General features: G+C 67.2%; 27 protein-coding genes. 13 read left to right on the top strand and 14 right to left on the bottom strand.

The window, feature by feature from the left end; translation table 11 throughout:
• Positions 1 to 12 precede the first annotated feature (12 nt).
• The 9 genes from HBE63_RS20700 to HBE63_RS20660 form a co-directional block, all read right to left on the bottom strand.
• Complete coding sequence (locus HBE63_RS20700; protein WP_166906420.1) at positions 13 to 1101, bottom strand: AAA family ATPase; 1089 nt, start codon at positions 1099 to 1101, stop codon at positions 13 to 15.
• Positions 1098 to 1721, bottom strand: coding sequence for a nicotinamide riboside transporter PnuC (gene pnuC / locus HBE63_RS20695; protein WP_166906419.1), 624 nt, complete (start codon positions 1719 to 1721; stop codon positions 1098 to 1100). The genes HBE63_RS20700 and pnuC overlap by 4 nt, the downstream gene beginning before the upstream one ends.
• 31 nt (positions 1722 to 1752) lie before the next feature.
• Positions 1753 to 2304, bottom strand: a complete 552-nt coding sequence (locus HBE63_RS20690; RefSeq protein ID WP_166906418.1) for an AAA family ATPase — start codon at positions 2302 to 2304, stop codon at positions 1753 to 1755.
• Positions 2291 to 3046 (bottom strand): energy-coupling factor transporter transmembrane protein EcfT, encoded by a 756-nt coding sequence (locus HBE63_RS20685; RefSeq protein ID WP_166906417.1) that lies wholly within the window; start codon positions 3044 to 3046, stop codon positions 2291 to 2293. The genes HBE63_RS20690 and HBE63_RS20685 overlap by 14 nt, the downstream gene beginning before the upstream one ends.
• A complete protein-coding gene (locus tag HBE63_RS20680; protein ID WP_166906416.1) occupies positions 3043 to 4527 on the bottom strand; it encodes an ABC transporter ATP-binding protein in 1485 nt (494 codons plus the stop codon). Before HBE63_RS20680 ends, HBE63_RS20685 begins: the two co-directional genes overlap by 4 nt.
• Complete coding sequence (locus HBE63_RS20675; RefSeq protein ID WP_166906415.1) at positions 4524 to 5141, bottom strand: ECF transporter S component; 618 nt, start codon at positions 5139 to 5141, stop codon at positions 4524 to 4526. Before HBE63_RS20675 ends, HBE63_RS20680 begins: the two co-directional genes overlap by 4 nt.
• Positions 5142 to 5198: 57 nt before the next feature.
• On the bottom strand, positions 5199 to 5654 hold the full coding sequence (locus HBE63_RS20670; protein WP_166906414.1) for a VOC family protein: 456 nt from the start codon (positions 5652 to 5654) through the stop codon (positions 5199 to 5201).
• 99 nt (positions 5655 to 5753) lie between these two features.
• Positions 5754 to 5942, bottom strand: coding sequence for a hypothetical protein (locus HBE63_RS20665; RefSeq protein ID WP_166906413.1), 189 nt, complete (start codon positions 5940 to 5942; stop codon positions 5754 to 5756).
• Positions 5939 to 7057, bottom strand: coding sequence for a citrate synthase 2 (locus HBE63_RS20660; protein ID WP_166906412.1), 1119 nt, complete (start codon positions 7055 to 7057; stop codon positions 5939 to 5941). Before HBE63_RS20660 ends, HBE63_RS20665 begins: the two co-directional genes overlap by 4 nt.
• 95 nt (positions 7058 to 7152) lie before the next feature.
• On the opposite strand from HBE63_RS20660, the gene pdxH reads away from it, so the two are divergent.
• The 6 genes from pdxH to HBE63_RS20630 all read left to right on the top strand — a co-directional run bounded on the left by pdxH (position 7153) and on the right by HBE63_RS20630 (position 13347).
• Complete coding sequence (gene pdxH / locus HBE63_RS20655) at positions 7153 to 7788, top strand: pyridoxamine 5'-phosphate oxidase (RefSeq protein ID WP_166910023.1); 636 nt, start codon at positions 7153 to 7155, stop codon at positions 7786 to 7788.
• 31 nt (positions 7789 to 7819) lie between these two features.
• The gene (locus tag HBE63_RS20650) at positions 7820 to 9127 is read left to right on the top strand and encodes an MFS transporter (protein ID WP_166906411.1); all 1308 of its coding nucleotides are present in this window, start codon (positions 7820 to 7822) and stop codon (positions 9125 to 9127) included.
• Positions 9128 to 9208: 81 nt separating this feature from the next.
• Positions 9209 to 9847 carry a TetR/AcrR family transcriptional regulator gene (locus HBE63_RS20645; protein ID WP_243858194.1) on the top strand — a complete coding sequence of 213 codons (639 nt, stop codon included), beginning with the start codon at positions 9209 to 9211 and terminating at the stop codon, positions 9845 to 9847.
• A 189-nt stretch (positions 9848 to 10036) separates the two neighbouring features.
• Positions 10037 to 11341 carry a citrate synthase gene (locus tag HBE63_RS20640; protein WP_166906410.1) on the top strand — a complete coding sequence of 435 codons (1305 nt, stop codon included), beginning with the start codon at positions 10037 to 10039 and terminating at the stop codon, positions 11339 to 11341.
• Positions 11342 to 11474: 133 nt separating this feature from the next.
• On the top strand, positions 11475 to 12929 hold the full coding sequence (locus tag HBE63_RS20635) for an MFS transporter (protein ID WP_166906409.1): 1455 nt from the start codon (positions 11475 to 11477) through the stop codon (positions 12927 to 12929).
• Positions 12919 to 13347 (top strand): MarR family winged helix-turn-helix transcriptional regulator, encoded by a 429-nt coding sequence (locus HBE63_RS20630; RefSeq protein ID WP_166906408.1) that lies wholly within the window; start codon positions 12919 to 12921, stop codon positions 13345 to 13347. The genes HBE63_RS20635 and HBE63_RS20630 overlap by 11 nt, the downstream gene beginning before the upstream one ends.
• A 9-nt stretch (positions 13348 to 13356) precedes the next feature.
• Here the strand turns inward: HBE63_RS20630 and HBE63_RS20625 are convergent, their stop codons facing one another.
• Positions 13357 to 14913: an NAD(P)/FAD-dependent oxidoreductase gene (locus HBE63_RS20625; protein WP_166906407.1), complete on the bottom strand. Its 1557-nt coding sequence runs from the start codon at positions 14911 to 14913 to the stop codon at positions 13357 to 13359.
• 15 nt (positions 14914 to 14928) lie between these two features.
• Positions 14929 to 15177 carry a DUF2630 family protein gene (locus tag HBE63_RS20620; RefSeq protein ID WP_166906406.1) on the bottom strand — a complete coding sequence of 83 codons (249 nt, stop codon included), beginning with the start codon at positions 15175 to 15177 and terminating at the stop codon, positions 14929 to 14931.
• Between the two features lie 31 nt (positions 15178 to 15208).
• On the opposite strand from HBE63_RS20620, the gene HBE63_RS20615 reads away from it, so the two are divergent.
• The 4 genes from HBE63_RS20615 (at position 15209) to HBE63_RS20600 (ending at position 17492) form a co-directional block, all read left to right on the top strand.
• Entirely contained in the window at positions 15209 to 15571 is a 363-nt protein-coding gene (locus HBE63_RS20615) for an FKBP-type peptidyl-prolyl cis-trans isomerase (protein ID WP_166906405.1), read from the top strand.
• A 117-nt stretch (positions 15572 to 15688) separates the two neighbouring features.
• On the top strand, positions 15689 to 16723 hold the full coding sequence (locus HBE63_RS20610; RefSeq protein WP_166906404.1) for an OmpA family protein: 1035 nt from the start codon (positions 15689 to 15691) through the stop codon (positions 16721 to 16723).
• Positions 16724 to 16734: 11 nt separating this feature from the next.
• Entirely contained in the window at positions 16735 to 16890 is a 156-nt protein-coding gene (locus HBE63_RS20605) for a hypothetical protein (protein ID WP_166906403.1), read from the top strand.
• A complete protein-coding gene (locus HBE63_RS20600) occupies positions 16887 to 17492 on the top strand; it encodes a hypothetical protein (protein ID WP_166906402.1) in 606 nt (201 codons plus the stop codon). The genes HBE63_RS20605 and HBE63_RS20600 overlap by 4 nt, the downstream gene beginning before the upstream one ends.
• Positions 17493 to 17553: 61 nt before the next feature.
• On the opposite strand, the gene HBE63_RS20595 is transcribed toward HBE63_RS20600, so the two are convergent.
• Together HBE63_RS20595 and prrA are read right to left on the bottom strand one after the other, a co-directional pair.
• Positions 17554 to 18894: a HAMP domain-containing sensor histidine kinase gene (locus HBE63_RS20595; RefSeq protein ID WP_166906401.1), complete on the bottom strand. Its 1341-nt coding sequence runs from the start codon at positions 18892 to 18894 to the stop codon at positions 17554 to 17556.
• Positions 18895 to 18897: 3 nt separating this feature from the next.
• Entirely contained in the window at positions 18898 to 19608 is a 711-nt protein-coding gene (prrA, locus tag HBE63_RS20590; protein ID WP_003884623.1) for a two-component system response regulator PrrA, read from the bottom strand.
• A gap of 94 nt (positions 19609 to 19702) precedes the next feature.
• On the opposite strand from prrA, the gene HBE63_RS20585 reads away from it, so the two are divergent.
• The 3 genes from HBE63_RS20585 to HBE63_RS20575 are packed head-to-tail and all read left to right on the top strand — an operon-like array spanning position 19703 to position 25392.
• Positions 19703 to 21595, top strand: coding sequence for an ABC transporter ATP-binding protein (locus tag HBE63_RS20585; protein ID WP_166906399.1), 1893 nt, complete (start codon positions 19703 to 19705; stop codon positions 21593 to 21595).
• A gap of 36 nt (positions 21596 to 21631) precedes the next feature.
• On the top strand, positions 21632 to 23527 hold the full coding sequence (locus HBE63_RS20580) for an ABC transporter ATP-binding protein (protein WP_208301174.1): 1896 nt from the start codon (positions 21632 to 21634) through the stop codon (positions 23525 to 23527).
• Positions 23524 to 25392, top strand: a complete 1869-nt coding sequence (locus tag HBE63_RS20575) for an ABC transporter ATP-binding protein (RefSeq protein ID WP_166906398.1) — start codon at positions 23524 to 23526, stop codon at positions 25390 to 25392. The genes HBE63_RS20580 and HBE63_RS20575 overlap by 4 nt, the downstream gene beginning before the upstream one ends.
• 66 nt (positions 25393 to 25458) lie before the next feature.
• On the opposite strand, the gene HBE63_RS20570 is transcribed toward HBE63_RS20575, so the two are convergent.
• The gene (locus tag HBE63_RS20570) at positions 25459 to 26577 is read right to left on the bottom strand and encodes an epoxide hydrolase family protein (RefSeq protein ID WP_166906397.1); all 1119 of its coding nucleotides are present in this window, start codon (positions 26575 to 26577) and stop codon (positions 25459 to 25461) included.
• Positions 26578 to 26600: the final 23 nt, after the last annotated feature.

The raw sequence follows: 26600 nt of genomic DNA, 5'->3' as shown, positions 1-26600 counted from the left end.
GCCCGGCTTGGGTTATTCGAAGCCGGGCCCGTGCAACGGCTCACCGAAGTGCATCGAAAGATCCAACAGCGGGTCGACGGTTCGTAGGGCCACCTCGATGCGGTCGGACAGGGAGCCCGTCAACAGCACCCAGGAGTGCCCGGCGGCCGTCAGCGCATCGGCGAACCAACCGGTCATCGCCGCGCGGATGTCCAGATCGCCCTCCCGCAACCCGTCGTCGTGCCACGGCACCTCGGCATGATCGGTGAGCAGATACACCGCACGGTGCGGCACCCGGGTCCACGGCTGACCGCTGCGCGCGGCCGTCCCGAGATAGCGTCGTTCCCACACCGCGGTGGCGAACGCGTCGGTGTCACACACCAGGATCGGTGAACCGTCGCGGGCAGCAGCCTCCTCCCGGCGGTTCTGTTCGGTCCCGATGGCATCGAAATCACTGTGATCCCAAACTAATTCGTCGATCGCCCGATCGGGTTGGCGTTCCCAGAGTCGTGCCGTGTATTCGCGGCCGTATTCCTCGACGTTGCGGGTCGTGGCCCAGACCCCGCCGCGCGCGGCATAGTGCTGCTGGAGCCGCGCAGTTACCGCCGTCGTTCCCGTCGACTCCGCGCCCAACACGACGACCCGGGTGGTCAGCCCGGCGCGGGTGGCCGGGGCCAGTTCTGGCCACCGGTCGGCCAGGTCGCGGCGGACGGCCGAGGCGCTGACGGGGCTCCGGGTGATCCGCACGCTCGCGGCGTCGAACCAGCGTGCCAGCTCGTCACCGTAGTCGTCGCCGCAGAACACCGCGTCGACGGTGGCCGGGCAGTCCGCCGCCCGCAGCCCAGCGCGCATGGCGGCCACCTGCGCCGCCCACACACGTTGGTCAGTGACGTCCAGCGGTGCATCGCAAGGGATTCCGGCAACGGTGACGGTGGTCTGAGCGGTGTGGGTATCGCGCAGCCAGGCCATCCGGTCCGCCAGCGGTACGGTCTCCGGGGCCGCCGCCATCACCAGCACGGTCACCCGGTCGCAGCGGTCCGCGGCGGCGGTGATTGCGGCGTGATGTCCCCGATGGGGCGGATAGAACTTGCCGATGAACAGGCCGTGACCGAACTCGCTCATGGCACCCGCACCTTCCGCCAGGACTGCAGCCCCGACAGGCACAGCATCAGGAACACCACGTAGATTGCCGCGGTCAGGTTCAGATCGCGGCTCAGGTAGAGCGGGATGTAGACGCAGTCCGCCGCGATCCAGAAGTACCAGGTTTGAAGGTGCTTGCCGTTCAGCAGCCACTGCGCGACCAACGACAGGCTCGTGGTGAGCGCATCGAGAAACGGGGCCGCGTCGTGCGCGGCGCGCAGGACGACCGTCAGCAGCGCTGTCCCCGCGACGACAATGCCCACACACCAACCGATTTGGTCCGGGCGCGCCCGGGTGACCACCAGCGGGGTGCGGCCGGCGTTGCCGTACCGCCACTGCCACCACCCGGCGAAACCCAGTGCGATGTAGAGAATCTGAAGGCCGGCGTCGGCCCACAGCCGGGCCGAGGCGAACAGCACCAGGAAGAACAGGCAGTTGGCGATTCCCACCGGGAAGTTGGCGATGTGCCGCCGCACGGTCAGTGCCACGCACAGCCCGCCGGTGACGAAGCCCAGCAGCTCGGCCCAACTCACCGCGTCACCGCCCAGGACGAACAGTGTGGTGGTGAGCGGCTGCACGAGCTGCGCCAGCCAGTCCAGCATCGACCCTCCCTCCGATCGCTTCGCGTTGACCCTAACCGGGAGCGGTGAACTCGAATCCGTATACCGTCAGCACCGCGATCAGATCGGCGTACGCCCTGGGCCGGAACCGCGCGATGAACTCTTCCTCCTGGGCGGCCCACCGGTCCCAGTGCGGCCGGTAGGTCTCGCCGTCGCGTTCCAGTGCGCGACGCTTGCGCTCGGTGTCGTCGGCGTCGACCCAGATGCCGAGATCGGCCAGCGCCCGGGTGGCCGAGGTGAGCGCGCCGATGCCCTCGACGATGAGACGTTGTCCGGGTTCGACGGTGTGCCAGCCGCTGGGCGCAGCCGCTACCCAGTCCCATTGCCGCCAGCGCCCGGTGTGCCCGGCTGCCCGCGGCTCGAGCAGTGATTGCCGCACATGTTCTGCGGCCCAAGACAATCCGTCCCAACCCGGGTAGATGTCGTCGAGACGGACCACGACGCTGTCGGTCCAGCATTCGTGCAGCTGAACCGCCAGCGTCGACTTGCCCGACCCGGAACGGCCGTCGATCAGCACGGTCGTCGCCGTGGGTCCGAGGCGGCCCAGAATGTCATCGAGTGCCAATGAAGTTCCAGGCTCCGGAGGCCACCGACACGGCGATGGCGGCTGCTGCGATGACGAATCCCGCCGCGATCAGGGCGAATTCGCGGGTCCCGAATGGCGACGGGCGGGCCCAGGTCCGGGTGGGGTAGGCGCCGAACCCGCGGGCCTCCATCGCAGTGGCAAGCTTCGACCCGCGCCGCACGGCGAATACCAGCAGGGCGAACGTCTGCCCGGCGACCCGGCGCACCCTGGCATGGTCGGCCACGCCGCGGGCGCGCCGGGCGTAACCGAGGTACTGCCAGTCCTGTCCGAGCAGCCCGACCAGACGCAGGCCGGCCAGGGCACCGAGCACGAACCGGGCCGGCAGCCGTAGCACCTGCCCCAAACCATCTGCCAATTCGGTCGATTCCACGCCGATGAACAGGATGACCGACGGCAGCGCGATGGCCAGGACCCGAAGGAAGGTGGCGGCCGCCAGGGCGATGGATCCGTCACTGATCGTGACGAGGAGGAAATGCCAATACACCGTTCCGCTCGCCTGCCCGTAGAGCAGGATGGTGATCGCGGTGAGCGTGGCCGCGAGGGCGACCACCGCGCCCCGGGTCAGCGCCGCACGCAGTTTCACCCCGATCGCGGCGAACAGCACGATCTCACCGACCAGCGCGGTCAGCGCCGACACCCAGTCGACCGACAGCACCAGGGCACCCGCGATGATCAGGGCGGTGAGCAGTCGCGCGACCGGGTTGATCGGGCGCGCGGTCATGGGCGCGTCTCTGTGGTGGGCTCCCAGTCGGGCAACACGATCCGGGCGTCGGCGAGCAGGCCGGCGAAGTCGAGATCGTGGGTGGCAGCGACGACGGCCGTACCGCCGTCGGCGATTTCGGCCAGCAACCTGGTCAACTCTTCCCACGTGCGCCGGTCCTGGCCGAACGTCGGCTCGTCGAGGATGATCACTTTGGGCGCGGTTGCCAGCATCGTGGCCACCGACAGTCGGCGCTTCTCTCCACCGGAGAGGGTGTAGGGGTTCACCGCGGCGAGGTGTGCCAGGTGCAGGCGTTCGAGGAGTTCGTCAGTGCGGGTGTTGGTTTCGGCGGTGCTTAGCTTGATCGCCTTGGGGCCCAACGAGAGTTCGTCGCGCACCGTCGCGGCGAGGAACTGGTGTTCAGGATCCTGGAACACACTGCCGAGTCGGGTGAGCAGTTCTTTGGACCGCCATTTGACGGGATTGCGACGGGACGGGGAGGGCGCGAAGCCGGGGTGTGCCTCAAGACGTCCGGCCGGCACCGGCAACAGGCCGCCCAAGGTGAGTGCCAGCGTCGACTTGCCGGCTCCGTTCGGGCCGGTGATCACCGTGGTCTGGCCGGCGTCGATCTCGAAATTCAACCCGACCTGCATCGGGGGATCACCAGGGTGGGCCAGTGCGAGATCCGCAGCGTGCAGCAATGTTTCGCGTGTTCCGGACCGGTGTCGGGTGATCTCGGGTAGCGGGGTGTCGGGTACCCAGACACCCGATCGGACCAGGTAGTCGTGGTTGCGCGAGATCGTCTGGTCGCAGGCTCCGTCGGCGATCACGTGGCCGTCGGCGCCGAGCACGACGACGCGGTCGATGACGGGCATCCACACCTCGGTGCGGTGCTCGATGACGATGAGCGTCGCGCCGGTCCGTGCGGCCGAAGCGGCAACCGCGTCCCGCACTTCGAGGACACCAACGGGGTCGAGGTTGGCCGTCGGTTCGTCGAGCAGGATGAGCCCGGGATCCATCGCGATCACCCCGGCCAGTGCGAGACGCTGCTTCTGTCCGCCGGACAGCTCCGAAGTGGATTGGGACAGACCCAGATTCAGCCCGACGGCGTCGAGGGCCGCTCGGACCCGGGGCCAGATCTGTTCGCGCGGGACGCCGAAGTTCTCCATGCCGAAGGCGACGTCGTCGCCGACCCGGGACAGGATCACCTGGGCGTCGGGATCCTGCAGCACCATGCCGATCCGGTGACGTTGTTCGCCCGGCGCAGCGCCGTCGACCCGGAGAAGGCCGGCCTGCTTGCCCTCTTCGGCACCGCCGAGCAATCCCGCGATACCGTGCAGCAGAGTCGATTTCCCTGCTCCGGACGGCCCCAACAGCAACACCCGCTCGCCGGGCTCGATCCGCAGATCGAGGTCCCGCACGGCCCAGGCGGCGCGTCCGGCATGGCACCAACCCCAGGTGTGCGCGGTGACGGTGGCACCGGCGCCGTGCGGTGAGCTCATCGAGCGTCGGGGCCGATCCGCCCCGAGGCGAACCGGCTCAGCGCCCCGGTCTTCGCCAGACCCCTGACCGCGAACCAGGACAGGAGCCCGGCGACGAGCGCGCCGGAGACGATCGCCGAAACCGTGTAGATCGTTGCGAACGTGTTGGCCGAACCGGGATACCAGAGGATGAGGTCGTTGATCGCCAGGGCCAGCCCGGCGACGGCGCCCGCGACCAGCGCGACCGGCAATCCCCAGCGGCGGTAGAGGAACACCGCGAAGACCAGTTCCGCGCCGAGCCCCTGCACCAGTCCGGATTCGAGGGTGAGCACGCCCCACTGGTTGCCGACCAGCGCCGACACCGTGGCCGCGACGAGCTCGCCGTACAGGGCGGCGCCGGGCTTGCGGATCACCAGGGCGGTGAGCACGCCGGCGAACAGCCATCCGCCGGCGAGCAACGCCTGCAGCCCAGGAAGCACCGCCGTCAACGGTGCGCTGATCGGGTTGGACGCGATATTCCACACGACGAACACCAGCCCGGCCGCCGTCGCGAGGACGCTGGCGACGACGATGTCCACCACCCGCCAGCGCAGCGCGCGGGCAGCCGGCGTGGTGTCGGTGGGCTGGGTGTTCATCGATCTCCTTCGTGGCAGGAGATCAGTATGGACTCTGGGGGATGGCGGCGGAGCGGGCTATTGCCCTGACTGCATGGCCTGTGCGATCTCGTCCGGGCTGACCTCGCGCACCGGCTGCCCGAGTGACCACTGGTGGCCGAACGGATCGCGCACCATGCCGTAGCGGTCGCCCCAGAACTGGTCCTCCAGCGGCATGACGACCTCTGCGCCGGCGTCGACCGCCTTGGCGAAACTGGCCTCGACATCGGTCACGGTGAGGTGGATGGTGACCGGGGTGCCGCCCAGGGCCTTGGGCGTCGTCGACTTGCCGTCGTTGTACTCAGGAAAGTCGTCGTTGAGCATGACCGTGGACCCGTTGATGGTCAGTGCGGCGTGAATGAGTCTGCGGCCGTCGGGCCCGGGCACGCGGCCCAACTCGGTGGCACCGAATGCCTTGACGTAGAAGTCGATTGCCGCGGCAGCGTCGTCGACAACCAGATGCGGCAGTACTGCGGGGGTTACTTCGATCGCCATGATCTTCTCCTGGTGTTGGTGAGCGGATTCAATGCAGACCCGCGCGGCGGGCGGATCTCATCGGCGTACCCATCCCATGCAACCACCGGAGTCTGACAACTAGGTGACCGAGAATCCCCGCGGCAGGTCAGCCCGTCCGGTCAGGGCCCGGCTGACCAGCGCATCCACCGCGGCGGCCGGGTCGGAGCCAAGGTCGCGTCCGGCCAGATCGGCCATCGACGCCGGGTCCTGCACCAGCCGGGCGAAAGCGTGTGCCGCCGACGCGAATTCGTCGCGAGCACCGCTCATGACGTGGCGATCTTGTCCCATCCGACGACCGACTGGACGCTGCGCGGTTCGGGGCCGACGTAGATGGCGGCCGGGCGCACCAGCTTGCCGAGCCGTTTCTGTTCCATGATGTGCGCGCACCAGCCCGCGGTCCGCCCACAGGTGAACATCGCGGGCATCATCGAGGCGGGCACCTGGGCGAAGTCCAGGATTACCGCCGCCCAGAACTCGACGTTGGTCTCGATGGCCCGGTCCGGGCGGCGCTCCCGAAGCTCGGCCAGTGCGGCCTGCTCCAGGGCCGCGGCCACCTCGTAGCGGGGTGCCTCAAGGCGTTTGGCGGTGGCCCGCAACACCCGGGCCCGCGGATCCTCGGCCCGGTAGACACGGTGCCCGAAGCCCATCAGCTTGTCGCCGCGATCCAAGATGGATTTCACCACTGCACGGGCATCGCCGGACTTCTCGACCTCTTCGATCATCGGCAGCACCCGGGCCGGGGCGCCGCCGTGCAGCGGCCCGCTCATCGCGCCCACCGCGCCCGACAGGGCGGCCGCGACATCGGCGCCGGTGGAGGCGATCACCCGGGCGGTGAAGGTCGAGGCGTTCATCCCGTGCTCGGCGGCGGTGACCCAGTAGGCGTCGATCGCCTCGACGTGCTTGGGGTCCGGGTCGCCCTGCCAGCGCGTCATGAAACGAGATGTGACCGTGTCACATTCGTCGATCCGGCGTTGCGGCACCGCAGGTTGGTAGATGCCGCGGGCGGACTGGGCGACGTAGGACAGCGCCATCACCGAGGCCCGGGCCAACTGGTCACGCGCAGTGGTGTCCTCGATGTCCAGCAGCGGCGCGTAGCCCCAGATGGGTGCCAGCATCGCCAGCCCCGCCTGGACGTCGACGCGGACGTCGCCGCTGTGAATGGGCAGCGGGAACGGCTCGGCCGGGGGAAGGCCCGTGCCGAAACTGCCGTCGACCAGCAGTCCCCACACGTCGCCGAAGGTGACCCGGCGGTCCACGAGTTCCTCGATGTCCACGCCCCGGTAGCGCAGCGCGCCGCCGTCCTTGTCCGGTTCAGCGATCTCGGTGGTGAAGGCTACGACGCCTTCGAGGCCGGCAACGAAGTCTTCCGGTACAGCTGGCATGGCCAGATTGTTGCACCAAGTCCAGGCGTAGCGTTACCGCGGTGGCGATACCCTCAGGAAAAGCCCCTGAACACGACCAGCACGACCTGGCTGCCATGCGTGCGGATTACGTGGAGAAGGACGGCTGCGGCGATCTGGACGTCGACTGGCTCGGCGAGGATCCGGCCACCGGTTGGCTGACGTTGTTGCGGGCCTGGCTGGCCGACGCGTACCGCGCCGGGGTGGCCGAGGCCAATGCCATGGTGGTGGCCACCACCGACGATGAGGGAAGACCTGTCACCCGAACGGTGTTGTGCAAGAGCATGGACGAGACGGGCATCACGTTCTACACGAACTATGACTCCGCCAAGGGGACACAGCTGGCCGCGCATCCGTACGCGTCGGCGACATTCCCCTGGTACCAGCTGGGCCGCCAGGTCCATGTGCACGGTCCGGTGACCAAGGTGAGCCGTGAGGCCACGGAGGAGTATTGGTCCAAGCGTCCCCGGGGTTCTCAGCTGGGTGCCTGGGCGTCGCAGCAGTCGAGTCCGATCGCGTCGCGTCCGGCCTTGCTGGACCAGCTCGCCGAGGTGACCGCGCGGTTCGCCGATCTCGAAACGGTTCCGGTACCGCCGAACTGGGGTGGCTACCTGATCGCGCCCGAGAGCGTGGAGTTCTGGCAGGGCCGGGAGAACCGGGTACACAACCGAATTCGCGTGACCGGTGATCAAGCGGAACGCCTGCAACCATGACATTCCCCGTCGCTTCGCTCGTCCCGGCCTAGTGCGCAGGTTTTTCGCCGACACCACACCGCTGCGCACCCCGGATTTCCGGCGGCTGTGGGTGGCCGGGATCCCCACGGTCATCGGCGCCAACCTGACCATCTTCGCGGTGCCGGTGCAGCTGTACGTGCTCACCGAGAACTCGGCCTATGTCGGATTGTCCGGTCTGTTCGCGCTCGTTCCGCTGGTGGTCTTCGGCCTGTGGGGTGGCGCCTGGGCCGACGCGATGGACCGCAGGCTGCTGTTGATCATCGCCTCGATCGGGCTTGCCGGAGCCTCGGTGCTGCTGTGGCTTCAGGCCGCGCTGTCGCTCAACAACGTGTGGGTGGTGCTGTGCCTGCTGTCGGTGCAGCAGGCGTTCTTCGCGATCAACAGCCCGACCCGGTCGGCGGCCATTCCGCGCATGATTCCCGGTGACCAATTGCCCGCGGCGAATGCGCTGAACATGACGGTCTTCCAGTTCGGGGCGATCGTCGGACCCCTGCTGGCCGGGGTGATGTTGCACTGGGTGGATCTGTCGACGCTCTACCTCATCGACGCCGTCTGCTGCCTGGTACCGATCTGGGCCACGTTCCGGCTGGCGCCGATGCCGCCGGTGAGCACCGAGGAGGGTTCGTCCCGCTGGGGCCTCGGGGCGGTGCTGGACGGCTTCCGTTATCTGGCCGGTAACCGGGTGGTGTTGATGTCGTTCGTCGTCGATCTGGTGGCGATGATCTTCGGGATGCCGCGCGCGCTGTTCCCGCAGATGGCGCACGAGAGTTTCGGCGGCCCGGTATCGGGTGGCACGGCGATGGCCTTGCTGGCGGCGGCGATGTCGGCGGGCGCGGTGGCCGGCGGCGTCTTCTCGGGCTGGCTGCCGCGGATCCGCAGGCAGGGGCTGGCCGTGGTGCTGGCCATCGTGGTGTGGGGCGTGGCGATGGTCGGGTTCGGTATCGCAGGTGGGGCAGCCGGCGGCACCGCCGGGCTGGTGTTGTGGATTGCCTTGGCGTTCTTGGCTGTTGGTGGCGCGGCCGATATGGTGTCGGCCGCTTTCCGGTCGACGATCCTGCAGCAGGCGGCCTCCGATGAGCTGCGCGGCCGGCTGCAGGGCGTGTTCACGGTGGTGGTGGCCGGTGGCCCGCGACTGGCCGACACGTTGCACGGCGCGGCAGCGGCGGCGGTGGGCACGACGGTCGCCGCGGCTGGCGGCGGCGCGCTGGTGGTCGTCGGCGTGGTGATCGCCGCGCTCGCGGTCCCGGCATTCGTGCGCTACCGGGTGAGCACGACTGCCCGTGTGCCGCAGGAAGAGTCCGAGCCAGACAAAGTATGAGCACCGGCGAATGACACCCGACGCCACATAGTTGCCGAAACGGTCCGAAACAGCGGTGCGCGGGCGATAACATCCGATCTCGTGGCGGATGTGATGCGGCAGGCCGAGGCCGGTTTGCGGGAACGTAAGAAGCAACGCACCCGGGCGATGTTGATCGAGGCCGCGATCGATCTGTGTGACCGCCAGGGATTCGAGAACACCACCGTCGAGCAGATCGCGGCGGTCGCAGATGTCTCCCCACGTACTTTCAGCCGCTACTTCGCGACGAAGGATGCGGTCGTCCTGGCGTTCGTCGACGAGGTGATCGAGAGCGTGGCGATCGAGTTGGCGACGCAACCGGCCGAAATCGGCCACCTCGAGGCGTTGTACCGGGCTCACGTGCAGGCGTTCCTCAAGACCAAGACCGCGCCGCCGACCCAACTCACGGCCGATCGGCTGTTGGCCTCGGCGCGCATCGTCACCTCGTCGCCGGCGCTGATGCACACGGCGTCGCAATTCCGGGCGGATGCGGTCAACGTGGCGCTGGCACAGCGGATGGGCGTGCCCGGCGATGATCGCCGGCTCAAGCTGACTGCTGTGGTGTGGGGTTCGATCATCATGACTGCCATCGGCGACCTGGGATCAGGGGCAAACTGGGCCTCGGTGAGCGTCGACGACATCGTCGGGCGGATCGAGGCGACGTATTCCGATTTCCGGTCGGTCGTTGCGGGCGTGGGGTAGCTCGGCCACGGCCCCTCCGTCACGCTGAGCTGGGATCTCAGGCACATCGGAGCCCTGTGGGGCAGGCCCGCGACCAAGCGCGGGGCGGTTCGTGGTGACCCGTTGGTAACCCCCCGCGGGCAGCGCCGATCGATTGCGACTACCTTTTGTAGAGCAGTTGTCGGTTCCCAGGACGATGAAGGGATTCCCGTGGCCGAAAACCCGGCGAGTGGGCAGGAATTTGCCCACCTCCAGTACCCCGGTGGCGAGATCGATCTGGAGATCGTCCCCGCCACCGAGGGCAGTGACGGCATCGCGCTTGGCCCGTTGCTGGCCAAGACCGGCTACACCACGTTTGATGGTGGCTTCGTCAACACCGCCTCCACCAAGTCCGCGATCACCTACATCGACGGTGATGCCGGGATCCTGCGTTACCGGGGTATCCCGATCGAGCAGCTGGCGGAGAATTCCACGTTCATTGAGGTCAGCTACCTGCTGATCTACGGTGAGCTGCCGACGGCCGAGCAGTTGGAGTCGTTCACCACCCAGATCCAGCGGCACACCCTGCTGCATGAGGACCTCAAGCGGTTCTTCGACGGCTTCCCGCGCAACGCGCATCCGATGCCGGTGCTGTCGTCTGCGGTCAACGCGTTGAGCGCCTACTACCAGGATTCGCTGGATCCGCTGGACAACAAGCAGGTCGAGCTATCGACCATCCGCTTGCTGGCGAAGTTGCCGACCATCGCCGCCTACGCCTACAAGAAGTCCGAGGGGCAGCCGTTCCTGTACCCGGACAACTCGTTGACGTTGGTGGAGAACTTCCTGCGGATGACGTTCGGCTTCCCGGCCGAGCCGTATGAGGTGGATCCGGAGATCGTCCGGGCGTTGGACATGCTGTTGATCCTGCATGCCGATCACGAGCAGAACTGTTCGACCTCGACGGTGCGTCTGGTGGGCTCCTCGCAGGCCAACTTGTTCACCTCGATCTCCGGCGGCATCAACGCGTTGTGGGGTCCGCTGCACGGCGGTGCCAATCAGGCCGTGTTGGAGATGCTCGAGAAGATCCGCACCGGTGACGACGATGTGAAGACCTTCGTCAAGAAGGTCAAGAACCGTGAAGACGGTGTGAAGCTGATGGGCTTCGGACACCGGGTCTACAAGAACTACGACCCGCGCGCCCGCATCGTCAAGGAGCAGGCCGACAAGATCCTGGGCAAACTGGGCGGCGATGATGAGCTGCTCGACATCGCCAAGCAGCTCGAAGAGATCGCGTTGACCGATGACTTCTTCATCGAGCGCAAGCTCTACCCGAACGTCGATTACTACACCGGCGTGATCTACCGGGCGATGGGTTTCCCGACCCGCATGTTCACCGTGCTGTTCGCGCTGGGTCGGCTGCCCGGCTGGATCGCGCACTGGCGTGAGATGCACTCGGAGCCCAACAAGATCGGCCGCCCGCGCCAGATCTACACCGGCTACACCGAGCGCGGGTACCTAGACATCACCAAGCGCTGACATCAACTGACCAGGGCCCGGGAGCGGACCGCTCCTGGGCCTTTGTCACGCCGGCGTGGCTGTCGACGCCGAGTGTCACGCTGGCGTGGCGCCCGAGTTGCGCAGAAAACAGTTGTAGTTTCACAATAGTTGTGTGAATGCAACTATTGGCGCTCTCGGCGCCCGGCGCAAGGCGATCATCCTCGTCTCGTGCTGTCTGAGCCTGCTGATCGTGTCGATGGACGCCACCATCGTCAACGTCGCGCTCCCGAGCATCCGCGACGATCTGGGCGCTTCGCCGTCGCAGCTGCAGTGGATCGTCGACGTCTACACCCTGGTGCTGGCCTCGCTGCTGCTGCTGGCCGGCGCCACCGGCGACCGGTTCGGCCGCAGGCGGACATTCCAATTGGGCCTGACGATCTTCGCGGTGGCCTCGCTGCTGTGCAGCCTCGCGCCCAACATCGAAACCCTCATCGCGGCGCGCTTCCTGCAGGCCGTCGGCGGTTCGATGCTCAACCCGGTAGCGATGTCGATCATCACCCAGGTGTTCACCGGCCGGGTCGAGCGCGCCCGCGCCATCGGCGTCTGGGGCGGGGTGGTGGGCATCTCGATGGCACTCGGACCGATCGTGGGCGGGGCGCTCATCGAGTACGTCGACTGGCGCGCGGTCTTCTGGATCAACCTGCCGATCTGCGCGCTGGCCGTCGTGCTCACCGCGATCTTCGTGCCTGAATCGAAGTCGGCGACCATGCGTGATCTCGACCCGGTCGGTCAGGTCCTGGGGGTGGCGTTCCTGTTCGGTGTCGTCTTCGTACTCATCGAGGGCCCGGGATTCGGCTGGACCGACCCGCGCACGCTGGCCGTCGCGGTGGTCGCGTTGATGGCGCTGGTGGCGTTCCTGCGCTACGAGTCGCGCCGCCGGGACCCGTTTATCGATCTGCGGTTCTTCCGCAGCGTGCCGTTCGCCTCGGCCACCCTGATCGCAGTCTGTGCGTTCGCCGCCTACGGGGCGTTCCTGTTCATGATGTCGCTGTACCTGCAGACGGAACGTGGCTACTCCGCGATGCACACCGGGTTGATCTACCTGCCGGTCGCGGTGGGCGCGCTGATCTTCTCGCCGTTGTCGGGCCGGTTGGTCGGCCGGTACGGCAGCCGGCCCTCGCTGTTGGTGGCCGGCGCCACGATCACCGTGGCGACCATCCTGCTGACCCGGCTGACCGGAGACACCCCGGTATGGCAACTGCTGGTCATGTTCGCGGTGTTCGGCATCGGCTTCTCGATGGTGAATGCACCGATCACCACGACAGCGGTCAGCGGTATGCCGCTGGACCGCGCCGGTGCGGCCTCGGCCGTGGCCTCCACCAGTCGTCAGGTCGGCGTGAGTATCGGTGTGGCACTGTGTGGTTCGGTGGCAGGTGCGGCGCTGGCCGGGACCGGTGTCGACTTTGCCGCGGCGGCCCGTCCACTGTGGTTCGTCTGTGCCGCGCTGGGTTTGGCGATCTTCGCCCTGGGCGTCGTCTCCACCATGCCGTGGGCGTTGCGGTCGGCCCAGAAGTTGGTGCCGCTGATCGGTCAGCACGATGCTAGGGAGGTGAGCCATGTCCGATGACGGGCAGGCCGAGTTGGCCGACGAGGTGTGGCGGGGTCTGACCGCATTGGTTTTCGACCACCGCGACGGCTGGCGTCGGGCGGTGATCGAGCAGACTGGGCTTCCGTTCAGCCGCGTCCGCGTCCTGAAACGGCTTGCACACGAACCGTTGACCGTCAAGCAGCTGGCCTACGCTGCCACCGTCGACGCCCCGGCGGCCACCGTCGCGGTCAACGAGCTTGAGGAGCGGGGGCTCGTCATACGGGAGATCGATCCGGCCAACCGCCGCAGCAAGCTGGTGTCGCTCACCGAAACCGGGCGCGCGCTGCTGACCCGTATCGACAGGGTCGACGACCCGGCGCCCGATGTGTTGGCGGCGCTCGACGCCAAGGACCTCGAGACGCTTCAGATCATCCTGCGCAAGATCGCCGCGCCATAGCCTGCTGCCTCAGCCTTCCAGCACTGCCATCGCGGCGTTGTGCCCGCCGATTCCGGAGACGGCGCCGCCGCGCACCGATCCTGAGCCGCACAACAGGATCCGGTCATGGCGGGTGGCCACCCCCCAGTGTTGAGCCGGCGTCTCCAACACGACGTCGTCCTCGATGAACGGCCAGCGCAGCGCGCCGTGGAAGATATTGCCCGCGGTCATCCCCAGCGCCTGTTCCAGATCGGCGGTGGTCTTGGACTCGATGCATAGCCGGCCCGCCGCGTCCTCCATCAGGACATCCTGAATCGGTTCGGCCAGAACCGAATTGAGCGAGTTGAGCACCGCCGAGGTCAGCCGGTCCCGCATGCGGTCGGGATCCTTGTGGATCAGTGAGTGCGGGGTGTGCAATCCGAAGACGGTCAGGGTTTGCGCACCCGAGGCACGCAGGTCCTCGGACAGGATGCTGGGATCGGTCAAGGAGTGGCAGTAGATTTCGCACGGCAGCGGATCGGGCACGTGTCCGGCGGCGGCGGTGTCGTAGGCCCCGCTCAGCTGGCTGAAGGTCTCGTTGATGTGGAACGTGCCGCCGAATGCCTGCTCAGGCGTAGTACGTTCGTCGCGAAGCCGGGGGAGTCGACGCAGCATCAGGTTGACCTTCACCTGCGCGCCCGGGGCGGTCTCGGGGGCCGGTTCGCCGAGTAGCTCGGCCAGCACTGCCGGGGTGACGTTGGCCAGCACCCGGTCGGCGTGCGCCCGTCGAGCGGACCCGCCCTGTCGGTAGCGCACCTCACCATCCGGGTTGACCGCGTAAACGTCTGCACCGGTGATGATTTCGGCTCCATGGCCGGCCGCGGCAGCGGCCAGGGCTCCGGTGACCGCGCCCATCCCACCGACCGGGACGTCCCAGTCGCCGGTGCCGCCGCCGATCAGGTGGTAGAGGAAACACACGTTCTGGATCAGCGACGGATCGTTCAGGCCGGCGAAGGTGCCGATCAGGGCGTCGGTGGCCATCACGCCGCGCACCAGATCGTGCGATACCGCTGCGGTGATCGCCTCGCCGATGGGTTGTTCGATCAGTGCATCCCAGGTGGCGGTGGTTTCGGTGTCCTGTCCGCCCAGAACGTACCCCCGCATCTCGGACCGGGTGCACAGCGGCTGCAGCAGCGTCGGCCAAATTCGGCTGGTGACCAGCCCGCAGCGGCGGTAGAACTCGTGGAACCCGGCCGCGTCGTTTCCTGCGCCGATAGCGTCGAATGTCGGCCGAGGACCGATCAGTAGGTCAGTGGCTCCACCCGTGACCGGATCCGGTGTGTAGGAGGAGTATCGGCGCCGCGACAATCGGATTCGGGCGCCGAGATCGGTGATGATGCGCTGCGGCAGCAGGCTGACCAGATACGAGTACCGTGACAGCCGCGCGTCCACACCGTCGAAGGGATGCGCCGAAACTGCTGCCCCGCCTACGTGGTCGAGGCGTTCGAGTACCTGTACCCGGCGGCCCGCGCGAGCCAGGTACGCAGCAGCCACCAACCCGTTGTGCCCACCGCCGACGATGACCGCGTCCAACGAGTCTTCGGTCACGTCATACCCATCCGGTCAGCCTTTGTAACCTTCGACCTCGTCGGCCCCGCGGGGGTGGGCCAGTCCGGGGTCCTGTCCGGTTTCGCGGAGCGCGCGGCGCTGCCGCAACAGGTCCCAACACTGGTCGAGGGCGACTTCCAGCGATCTCAGTCTTTGTTGCTCTTCGGATTCGTCTATTTCTCGGCGCTGCAGTTTCGACCGGAGCTCCTGCTCTTCGGCAACGAGTCGGTGAACTTCGCCGAGGATGTCCTGATCTTTGGCCACACAACCAGTCTGCCCGACTACCGTTGATCTGGTGAGTACAAAACCTGAGATCGAGTTTCCGGACGGACCCGCCCCCAGCGAATTGGTGATCAAGGATCTGGTGGTGGGTGATGGCTCCGAGGCAGTGCCCGGGGGCACTGTCGAAGTGCACTATGTAGGCATCGAATACGACTCCGGTGAGGAGTTCGACAGCTCCTGGAATCGTGGAGAATCCATTGAGTTTCCGTTGCGGGGCCTAATTCAGGGCTGGCAGGACGGAATTCCCGGGATGCGGGTGGGTGGTCGCCGCCAGCTCGTCATTCCGCCGGCCCAGGCCTACGGTCCGGCGGGTTCGGGGCACCGGCTTTCCGGTAAGACGCTGATCTTCGTGATAGATCTGCTCGCCACTCGTTGATGTCGCCGTGGATTCGGAGAGTATTGCTCGAACCTAACCATCGAATTCCATTTACTGCTACCGTCAACCTGTTTCGCTGCTGTAGATAACTGTTCGTCGACTTCAGGAGTACCCAAAATGTCGGGTTCGGACGAATCTCGGACAATCACAGGCTGGCAAACAGCCTCCAAATTATATCGACGACCACCTGGTTTGGGTTGGTTGTTGGCGCTGGTCGCAGTTCCATTGTTGCTGGGGCTGATCGGATGGGGTGGGCTCGATCGCTCCGGTAAGAACTCCGATGTCACGCTTCCCGATGTCAATCCCACTGCGACGTTGACCGCTCCGGACGTGAATGCCCCGGACGTCAACGCTCCCAACGTCAATTTGCCCAACCTCTCGTTCGCGCCGTTGTCGATTACGCGTAACGGCAAGGATTTCACCCTCACCGGCGATCTGCCCGACGCGGCCGCCAAGGCCTCGCTGCTGGACTGGCTGCGCGGAAAATTCGGTGGGGACGTCAATCTGATCGACAATCTGAATCTGCGTCCGGGCGTGAGCACCCCCGATGTTTCGGCTCTGGGCAAGGTTTTCGATGCCGCAGCCGAGGGTGTTCCGGATTTCGGTTTCAGCATCGACGGTGACACGCTGACGCTCACCGGAACCGCGCCGTCGGCACAGGTGCGCGACGCGGTCGAGGCGGCCGCCAAGGCGGCATGGCCGAACATCAAGCTCGTCAACAACATTCAGATCGCTACTGCCCCTGCGCCTCCGCCACCTGCCGCTCCCGGTGCACCGGGTACACCCGGACCCTGCGCCGTGCTGCAGAACGATGTGAGTGCACTGCTGCGCACACCGATCAACTTCAGCACCGACGGGTTCGTTGTGGCCGCGTCATCGCAGCAGCTGCTGTCGCAGGTGGCCGACAAGCTGAAGTCCTGTGCGGGCGCGCAAGTGGCCGTCACCGGTTACACCGACAGCTCGGGCAATGACGCGATCAATGTCCCGCTGAGCGGCAACCGCGCGAAAGCCGTTGCTGATTATCTGGTTTCGCAGGGGCTGGCGGCCGATCACGTGACGTCGTCGGGCGCGGGTTCGGCGAATCCGATCGCCAGCAATGACACCCCCGAAGGCAAGGCGCAGAACCGCCGCGTCGAGATCACGGTCAACTAGGGAGATTCGACATGGACTTCGTAATCCAATGGTTGTGGTATCTGCTCGCGTTTGTGGTGGGGTCGCTGGTGGCCTGGCTGATTTCAGTCGTGACCGTCAAGCCCACCACTGAGGAAGAGGCGTTCGCCGAACTGCCCGGCTCACGTGAGATTGGAGCACGACGATGAGCGATGTGAACTGGTGGTTGATGGCTCTGGCCTTCGTGCTCGGGCTGGTATTGACGCTGGCACTGACCCTGCGTCGGGTGAAGCGGGAGGTGCCGGTGTACGGCGCCCTCGGCCGACGTCCCAGCGCTGCGGCCAAGGGCGGAACTGCCGCCACTGCAACGGCTGTCACCGATGACGCCACGACGCGGCTGCCCAAGGTCGGCTCGGTCGACGAGCCGACCACGAGGTTGCCCAAGGTCACCGGCGCCGGAGCCGGCGCCGGCGCCGGGGCGGCGGGTGCGGCAGCCGCGGGTGCGGCAGGTGCGGCCAAGTTCGCCTCCGGCGGAGGTGCCCACGAGGCTGCTGACGATGCTGCGGCAGGCGATGACGTCGAGGTCGTCGAGGAGACGCCCTACGGCGCCGGTTCGGTCCGGGTTTCGGGTGCGGGCACGCCGGCGGGGTATCTGATCAAGGGCAACGAGGATTCGATGCTCTATCACTCGCCGGAGAGCCCGTCCTACTCGGTGACCATCGCCGAGCTCTGGTTCGCCGACGTGGAATCCGCCGAGAAGGCGGGGTTCAACCGCTGGGACAGTGGCAAGTCCCAGCGCGAGAAGAAGTAACAACAACGCAGATCGCCCGCCTCCACCATCGGAGGCGGGCGATTCTGCGTATGGCGACCGGTCAGCGCGGGCCGGGCAGGCGTAACAGCAGTCGCGCCCCGCCCAATGGGCTCGATTCCAGAGTGGCTGTACCGCCGTGCAATTCGGCCTGCTGGGCCACGAGTGCCAGCCCTAGCCCCGAGCCCAACCGCGATGCCGTGGACCCCCGGGAGAAGCGGTCGAACACCATCTCGCGTTCTTCCTCGGGCACACCCACGCCGTCGTCGTCGACCGCGATCTCCACGCCCTCGCGGGAGCTCACCGCCGACAACTGCACTCGGGTGGCGCCGCCGTGCTTCACCGCATTGGCGATCGCGTTGTCCACGGCCAGGCGGAGTCCGGTCGGCAGCCCGATGATGATCACGGTCGGTGACGGCGCCAGCGAGACTTCGAGGTCGGGGTAAACGCGCATGGCGTCGTGGGCGGCGCGGTCGAGCAGCTCGGTGATGTCGACGGTGACGTGATCGTCGGTGGTGGTCAGCTCGCCCTGGGCGAGGCGCTCCAGGGCGCCGAGGGTGGCCTCGATGCGCGACTGCGTGCGGATGACGTCGCCGACCACTTCCTTGCGCTGATCGTCGGCCAGATCGAGGGTGGACAGAACTTCCAGGTTCGTCCGCATCGCGGTGAGCGGGGTGCGCAGTTCGTGGGCGGACACCGAGGCGAAGTCGCGGGCCGAGGTCAACGCGGCCTTGGTGCGGTCCTGTTCTTTCCAGATGCGTTGCAGCATGCCGTTGACGGCGTCGGCGATCTCGACGGCCTCGCTGGCGCCGCGCACCTCGACGTCAGGAGCTTCGTCGCTCACCTCGATCTCGCGGGTCTGCTCGGCCAGCCGTTTGAGCGGGCGGACCGCGAACGCGGCCAGCACCCAGCCCAGTACGGTGGCCGCGCCGACGGCGAACACACAGATGATGAGCACCCGGCGGTGCAGGTTGTTGGTGTCGGCGATGGTGGCGTCATAGGTCGCACCGACTGCCACCCACATGGGGCCGGGGGCGGGGATCTGCACGGTGCGCACCCGCCAGCGGACGCCGTCGATGTAGGTGTCGGCGTAGCCGTCGGGAAGCTCCGGCAGCACGACGGTCGAGTTCGACGAGACGTTTCCGGCCTGGCGGACGGTGATGACCGCGTCCTGATCGCTGGGGGAGCGGGGGATCTCGCCGAGGCCGCGGGGCAGGAACGGGATGGCGAAGCCGGCGGCCTCGTCGAGGCGGCGGTCCAGCCGTTCCTTGCGATCGTTGGTGATGCCGACCCAGACGATGGTGCCGACGATGACGACGACGATCGCCGCGCCGATGGCGGTGGCGAACGCGACCCGGGTCCGCAGCGAGGGTGTGCGGCGGAAGATCCGGGTCAGCGGCCTCATTTCCTATTGCGTCCTGAGCACGAACCCGACCCCACGGACGGTATGCAGCAGCCGGGGCGCGCCGCCGGCTTCGAGTTTGCGGCGGAGGTAACCGATGAACACGTCGACCACGTTGGTGTCGGCGGCGAAGTCGTAGCCCCAGACCAGTTCCAGCAACTGTGCCCGGGACAGAACTGCGGTCTTGTGCTCGGCCAGGACAGCCAGCAGGTCGAACTCGCGTTTGGTCAGATCCACGTCCACGCCGTTGACGCGGGCGCGGCGGCCCGGGATGTCGACCTCGAGCGGGCCGACCTGGATGGTCTCGGACGAGAAGGTGGCCGATGCGCCGCGGCGGCGCAGCAGGGCCTTGACCCGGGCCACCAGCTCCTGCAGCACGAACGGCTTGACCAGGTAGTCGTCGGCGCCGGCTTCCAGGCCGGCGACGCGGTCGTCGACGCTGCTGCGGGCCGAGAGCACGCAGACGGGCACGTCGTTGTCCATCGCGCGCAGGGCGGTCACCACGCTCACGCCGTCGAGCACGGGCATGTTGATGTCGAGCACGATCGCGTCGGGTCGGGTCTCGGTGGCGCTGCGCAGCGCCTCGGCCCCGTCTACGGCCGTCGATACGGTGAACCCGGACAGCCGCAGCCCGCGTTCCAGCGAGGCGAGCACGTCGGGGTCGTCGTCTACGACGAGGACCCGGGGCGAGGCCATGCCACCGGTAGCGCTATCCATGACCGACATCTTGCCTGATGAACAACGGCGATTCGCGGAGGCGCCCAGGGAAGTCTTTGACCTCAATATTTGTTGAGGTTTTACGGTGATGCCTATGAGTATGGAAACGGTGGCCCGACAGTCGCTGTATCGGCAGGCCCACGCCCGTGACGGTGACCTGCGGGCCTTGGCCTCCCGGGGGCTCTTGTCCCGGATCTGGCGGTTCTCCGCGCGCCACCACCGCAGGCTCGGCTGGTTCGTCGCGATCAGCGTGGTCAGCGCGGTGTTGACGGTGACGACGCCGGTGCTGGCCGGCCGGGTGGTCGACGCGATCACCCGGGGTGGCCCGGCGTCGACGGTGGTGCTGTTGGCCTGCACTATCGCTGCGATCGCCGTCGCCGAGGCCGCGGTGGCCCTGTTGACCAGGTGGTTGTCGTCGAACATCGGTGAGGGTCTGATCCTGGATCTGCGCACCGCGGTGTTCGACCACGTGCAGCGGATGCCGGTGGCCTTTTTCACCCGCACCCGCACCGGCGCCCTGGTGAGCCGGTTGGGCAACGACGTGATCGGCGCGCAACGGGCGTTCTCGGACACGCTCTCGGGCATCGTCGCGAACCTGGTGACGTTGACGTTGACGCTGGTGGTGATGCTCAGCATCTCCTGGCAGATCACGCTGCTGTCGCTGGCGCTGCTGCCGTTGTTCGTGCTGCCCGCCCGTCGTATCGGCACCCGGATGGCCGGGCTGTCGCGGGAGGCGGCCACCTACAACGCCACGATGAACACCCAGATGACCGAGCGGTTCTCGGCCCCGGGCGCCACCCTGGTCAAGCTGTTCGGTAGTCCGGAGCGTGAGTCCGGCGAGTTCTCGGTGCGCGCCGACCGGGTGCGTGACATCGGGGTCCGCACGGCGATGCTGCAGTCGACGTTCATGAACTCGCTGACTCTGATGTCGGCGCTCGCCTTGGCGCTGGTCTACGGGCTGGGCGGGGTGTTGGCGATCGGCGGGCAGTTGCAGGCCGGTGCGGTGGTGTCGCTGGCGCTGTTGCTGACCCGGCTGTATGCGCCACTGACCGCCCTGGCCAACGCACGGGTCGAGATCGCCAGCGCGCTGGTGTCGTTCGAGCGGGTCTTCGAGGTGCTGGACCTGGTGCCGCTGATCGCCGAGACGCCTGACGCGGTCGAGGTCCCAGGCCAGAAGGAAGGCGCGCCGGTCTCGATTGAATTTCACGACGTCCGCTTCGCTTATCCGCCGGCGGACAAGGTGTCGCTGGCCTCGCTGGAAGAAGTGGCGACCCTGGACCACCGCGGCGGGGACGAGGTGCTGCACGGCATTTCGTTCACCGCGGAGCCAGGGCAGATGGTGGCGCTGGTCGGTTCGTCGGGAGCGGGCAAGTCGACCATCGCGTCGCTGCTGGCCCGGCTCTACGACGTCGACTCCGGATCCATCACCCTCAGCGACGCGGACGTGCGCGACGTGACGTTCGCGTCGCTCAAGGACACCGTGGGCATGGTGACCCAGGATGGGCACCTGTTCCATGAGTCGATCCGCTCGAACCTGCTGTTGGCAGCGCCTGAAGCCGCTGATGCAGAACTCTGGGAGGCGCTGCGCCGGGCCCGGCTCGACGACGTGGTCGCGGCGATGCCCGACGGTCTGGACACGGTTGTCGGTGAGCGCGGATACCGTCTGTCCGGAGGGCAGCGGCAGCGGTTGACCATCGCGCGCCTGCTGTTGGGACGATCCCGGGTGGTGGTGCTCGATGAGGCGACAGCGTCGCTGGACTCGGCCTCGGAGGCCGCCGTGCAGCAGGCGCTGGCCGAGGCACTGGATGGGCGCACCTCGATCGTCATCGCACACCGGTTGTCCACGGTTCGCGCCGCCGATCTCATCCTGGTCGTCGAGGACGGGTGCATCGTCGAGCGTGGCACCCACCGCGAACTGCTGGCCCGTGGCGGTCGGTACGCCGAGCTGTACGACACGCAGTTCTCCGAGGAGGTTCCGGCCGCGTGAGGTTAATCGTTTGCTTTTGATGGGAGGATTGATTCAGTGAGTCAAGCCGCGATCGCCCCATCTCCGAAGCGGATCCGGACCAGTTCAGATCTGTGGCGGCTGTTGCCCTATCTGTTGCCGTACCGGACCCGCTGGATCGTGATGGTCGTGGTCGCGGTGGTCAGCCTGGCCGCCACGGTGGCGATTCCGCTGATGACCAAGGCCGTGATCGACGGCCCAGTGCGCCACCAGGATCCGCACGGGCTGTGGGTGCTGGGCTCGGCCGCTGTCGCGGTCGGAATCTCCGAGGCGGTGCTGTGGTTCATCCGGCGCTGGCTGGTGGCCCGGGCGACCATGGGTGTCGAGGCCGACATCCGCAAGGATCTCTATGCGCGGCTGCAGATCCTGCCGATGAGTTTCCACGGCCGCTGGCAGTCCGGGCAGCTGCTGTCGCGGGTGATGAACGACCTGTCGACCATCCGCCGGTTCCTGTCCTTCGGGTTGGTGTTCTTGATCCTCAACACCCTGCAGATCGTGGTGGTGACCTCGATCCTGCTGGCCATGTACTGGCCGCTGGGCGTGGTGGTGTTGGTGTCGATCGTGCCGATCGCGGCGACTGTGCTGCATTTCGAGCGGGAGTACACCCGGCTGTCGCGGTTGGCGCAGGACCAGACCGGCCATGTCGCAACCCATGTCGAGGAGGCCGCGCTCGGGCTGCGGGTGGTCAAGGCGTTCGGCCGCGAGGATTACGTCTTCGACCGGTTCGACGAGCAGGCCACGCAGCTGTATGACACCCAGTTCGCCAGGGTGAGCGTGTCCGCGAAGTTCTGGACCGTGCTGGAGGTCATCCCCAACCTCACGCTGATCGTGGTGCTGGGTTTCGGTGCGTACGCGGCGGGCCACGGCCACGTCACGATGGGCACCCTGGTCGCGTTCATCACGATGATGCTGTCGCTGGTGTGGCCGATCGCGTCGCTGGGCTTTCTGTTGTCGATGACCCAGGAGTCGTTCACCGCCGCGAACCGGATCGCCGAGATCTTCGATGCCCCGGTCGATATCGCCGACGGCCCGGTCGCGCAGCCGCCGCGAGGTGGCCGGCTGGAACTGCGGGACGTGGGCTTCACGTTCCCGGACGGCGACGAATGGGCCCTCCGCCATGTCGATGCGGTGGTGGAGCCGGGGCAGACGCTGGCGTTGGTCGGTGCGACCGGCTCGGGCAAATCGGTACTGGCCGCCCTGTTCTCACGGCTCTACGACGTCACCGAAGGCCAGATCCTGATCGACGGCCGCGACATCCGCGAGCTGAGCCTGCCGGCGCTGCGGCAGACCGTGGCCACGGCATTCGAGGATCCGACGCTGTTCTCGATGTCGGTGGCAGAGAACCTGCGGCTGGGCCGTGCCGATGCCACCGACGAGCAGTTGGGCCAGGCCATCGAGGTCGCGGCCGCACAGTTCGTCTACGACCTGCCGTTCGGCCTGGACACCCGGATCGGGGAGCAGGGCATGAGTCTGTCCGGCGGGCAGCGCCAACGCCTTTCGCTGGCCCGGGCCATCCTGGCGGCGCCCAAGATCCTGGTGCTCGACGACACCCTGTCGGCGCTGGATGTCCACACCGAGGCCGTCGTGACCGAGGCGCTGGGCCGGGTGCTGCGTGGGGTGACGGGCATCATCGTCGCGCACCGGGCATCAACCGTGCTGTTGGCCGACAAGGTCGCGCTCCTACAGGGCGGCACCATCACCCACATCGGGACCCACGCCCAATTACTGGCGCAGGTACCGCAATACCGCTACCTGCTGGCCGCCGACGACCAGCTCGACGACGCTTCCGAGCGCAGCTGCGAGTGGGAGGACGACGAGGAGCTGGGCCGGCTGCAGCGTGGGCACGCTGAGCGGGCAGCCATCGACGAAGTGGGCGAGCCACCACATCTCAGTGCGGAGGTGCAGCGCCGATGAGCACCACGCAGTGGCGCGGGCGCGTCACCGACGACGAAGACGACAGCGCCGACGCCGTCACCGGTGACCACGTCGGTGACGGCAGTTCCGCGCTCCCCATCGACGAAAGCCTGCCCCGGCGCCGGGAGGCCCGGGCGCTGCTCATGTCGTTGCTGCGCCCTTTCCGGTGGACGGTCGCGGTGCTGGCACTCGTGGTCGTCGTGGAAAACGCTGCCCGGCTTTCGGTTCCGATCCTGGTGCAGCGCGGAATCGACCGCGGCATCCCGCCGATCCTCGAGGGCGGTCAGGCCCGCGAGCTGATGCTCGTCGTCGGGACGTTGTGCGCCGTGGTGATCGTGCAGGCGATCAGCCGGATGTTCTTCCTGCGGCGTTCCGGGCGGGTCGGGCAGCGGGTGCTGCTGGAGTTGCGCCGCCGGGTGTTCCGGCATTTCGGCAGGCTCGATGTGGCCTTCCACGACCGCTATACCTCGGGCCGAGTGGTCAGCCGGTCCACCAACGACGTCGAGGCCATCCAGGACATGCTGGAAACCGGTTTCGACAGTCTGATCACCGCGGTGCTGACGTTGTTCGGCACGGCCGTCCTGTTGGTGGCTCTCGATTGGCGACTGGGCTTGATGTGCCTGGCGGCCTTCCCGATCCTGGTCGGCCTGGTGTGGTGGTTCCGCAACGAGTCGGGCAAGACGTACCGGTTGGTGCGCGAAAGCGCGGCGCTGGTGATCGTGCAGTTCGTCGAGACCATGACCGGCATCAAGGCCGTGCAGGCTTACCGGCGCGAGCCGCGGAATCAGGAGATCTTCGACGACGTCGCCGACGAGTACCGGGCGATCAACGAAAAGACCTTCAAGCTGCTGGCGATCTTCATGCCCGGGGTCAAGCTGGTCGGCAACCTCACCACCGGTGTGGTGCTGCTGTACGGCGGCTACCGGGTGCTGACCGGCGAGATGACGATCGGCACGCTGGCCGCGTTCCTGCTCTACCTGCGGATGTTCTTCGAGCCGATGCAGGAGATCTCGCAGTTCTTCAACACCTTCCAGTCGGCGTCCTCGGCGCTGGAGAAGCTGGCCGGGGTGCTGGCGCAGCAGCCCGCCATTGCCGATCCGGCACATCCCGTCTCACTACCGGAGCCCAAGGGTGCCATCGGGTTTCACGATGTGCGGTTCGAGTACGCGCGTGGGCGGCCGGTGTTGCCGGGCTTTGAGCTCGAGGTGCCGGCCGGTCAGACCGTGGCACTGGTGGGCACCACCGGTGCGGGCAAGACCACCATCGCCAAGCTGATCGCCCGGTTCTACGACCCCACGGCCGGGTCGGTGACTCTCGACGGTGTGGATCTGCGTGAGCTGGCGCAGTCCGAATTGCGCCGCCACGTCGTGATGGTCACCCAGGAGAACTTCATGTTCTCCGGGACGGTTGCCGACAACATCCGGTTCGGGCGGCCCGATGCCAGCGATGCGCAGGTGCGGGCGGCGGCCACGGCCGTCGGCGCGGACCGGTTCATCGATTCCTTGCCCGATGGGTATGACACCGATGTGGCCAAGCGCGGCGGCCGGCTCTCGGCGGGGCAGCGTCAGCTGGTGGCGTTCGCCCGGGCATTCCTGGCTGATCCGGCTGTCCTGATCCTGGATGAGGCGACGTCCTCACTGGACATCCCGAGCGAACGAATGGTGCAGCGCGCGTTGGAAACCGTGTTGGCCGACCGCACCGCGCTGGTGATCGCACACCGGCTGTCCACGGTGCAGATCGCCGACCGGGTGTTGGTGCTCGAGCACGGCCGCATCATCGAGGACGGTGCGCCGGCGGATCTGATCGGCCGGGCCGACGGCGCCTACGCGGCGTTGCACCGGGCCTGGGTGGATTCGCTGGCCTGAGCTCCGCGCCCACGCCCCTGGCCCTTATCCACATCTTCGTTGGCAGCGTCAGATGGTGTAAAGGAATCACCGCACGGTGTCGAAGAACGCCTTCACATCCTCGACGAACAACTCCGGCTGTTCGAAGGCCGCGAAGTGTCCGCCGCGGGGCATCGTCGTGAAGTGCGTGACGTTGTAGCCGGTCTCGCACCAGCTGCGCGGAGCGCGCAGGATCTCGAGCGGGAACGACGCGATTCCGGTGGGCAGGCTGACGTATTCGCCACCGCCCCAAGTGCTGTGGCTCTCCCAGTACAGCCGGGCCGACGACGCGGCCGACGCGGTGAGCCAGTACAGCATCACGTTGTCGAGCAACTCGTCGCGGTGCACCACGTTTTCTGGGTTTCCGTCGCAGTCCATCCAGGACCAGAACTTCTCCGCGATCCAGGCCAGTTGACCGGCGGGGGAGTCCACCAGTCCGTACCCGACGGTCTGCGGCCGGGTCGACTGCTGCTTCATGTAGCCCGAATCCCATTTGCGGTAGTAGTCGATGCGGGCCAGGGCTTTCTCCAGGTCCTCGGTCATCTCGCCCATGCCCTCGGCCGGCGGCTGCGCGATCGGCATGTTGACGTGAATGCCGACACAGGAGCCGACGTTGCGGCCGATCTGCGTCGTCACCGCGGCACCCCAGTCGCCCCCCTGGGCGCCGTAGCGCTCGTACCCCAGTCGCGTCATCAACGTGTCCCATGCCTGCGCGATCTTCCCGATGCCCCAACCCGTCGCGCTCGGCTTCCCGGAGAACCCGTAGCCGGGCAGTGACGGGCACACCACGTCGAATCCGGCTGCGGTCAGCGGCTCGATCACCTTGTGGAATTCGACGATGGATCCGGGCCAGCCGTGGGTGATCAGCAGCGGGAACGCATCCTCGCGCCCGGAGCGCTGATGGATGAAATGGATGTCGAGCCCGTCGATCTCGGTGGTGAAGTGGTCGAATCGGTTCAGCGCGGCCTCACGGGCGCGCCAGTCGTACTCGTTGGCCCAGTAGGTGGCCAGGTCCATCGTGTATTCCAGCGGGATGCCCTGGGTCCAGTCGTCGACGCACTCGGCCTCGGGCCAGCGGGTCCGGTTCAGACGCTGCTTGAGGTCGTCCAGGTCGGCGTCGGGAATTGCGATGCGGAACGGCTTGATCAACGGCTCACTCAGGGTCATGTAGGCCATTCTCTCAGCGCGAG

The sequence above is a fragment of the Mycobacterium sp. DL440 genome, from assembly GCF_011745145.1.
Taxonomy (GTDB): domain Bacteria; phylum Actinomycetota; class Actinomycetes; order Mycobacteriales; family Mycobacteriaceae; genus Mycobacterium.
This window is presented reverse-complemented; position numbering and strand designations above follow the sequence as displayed.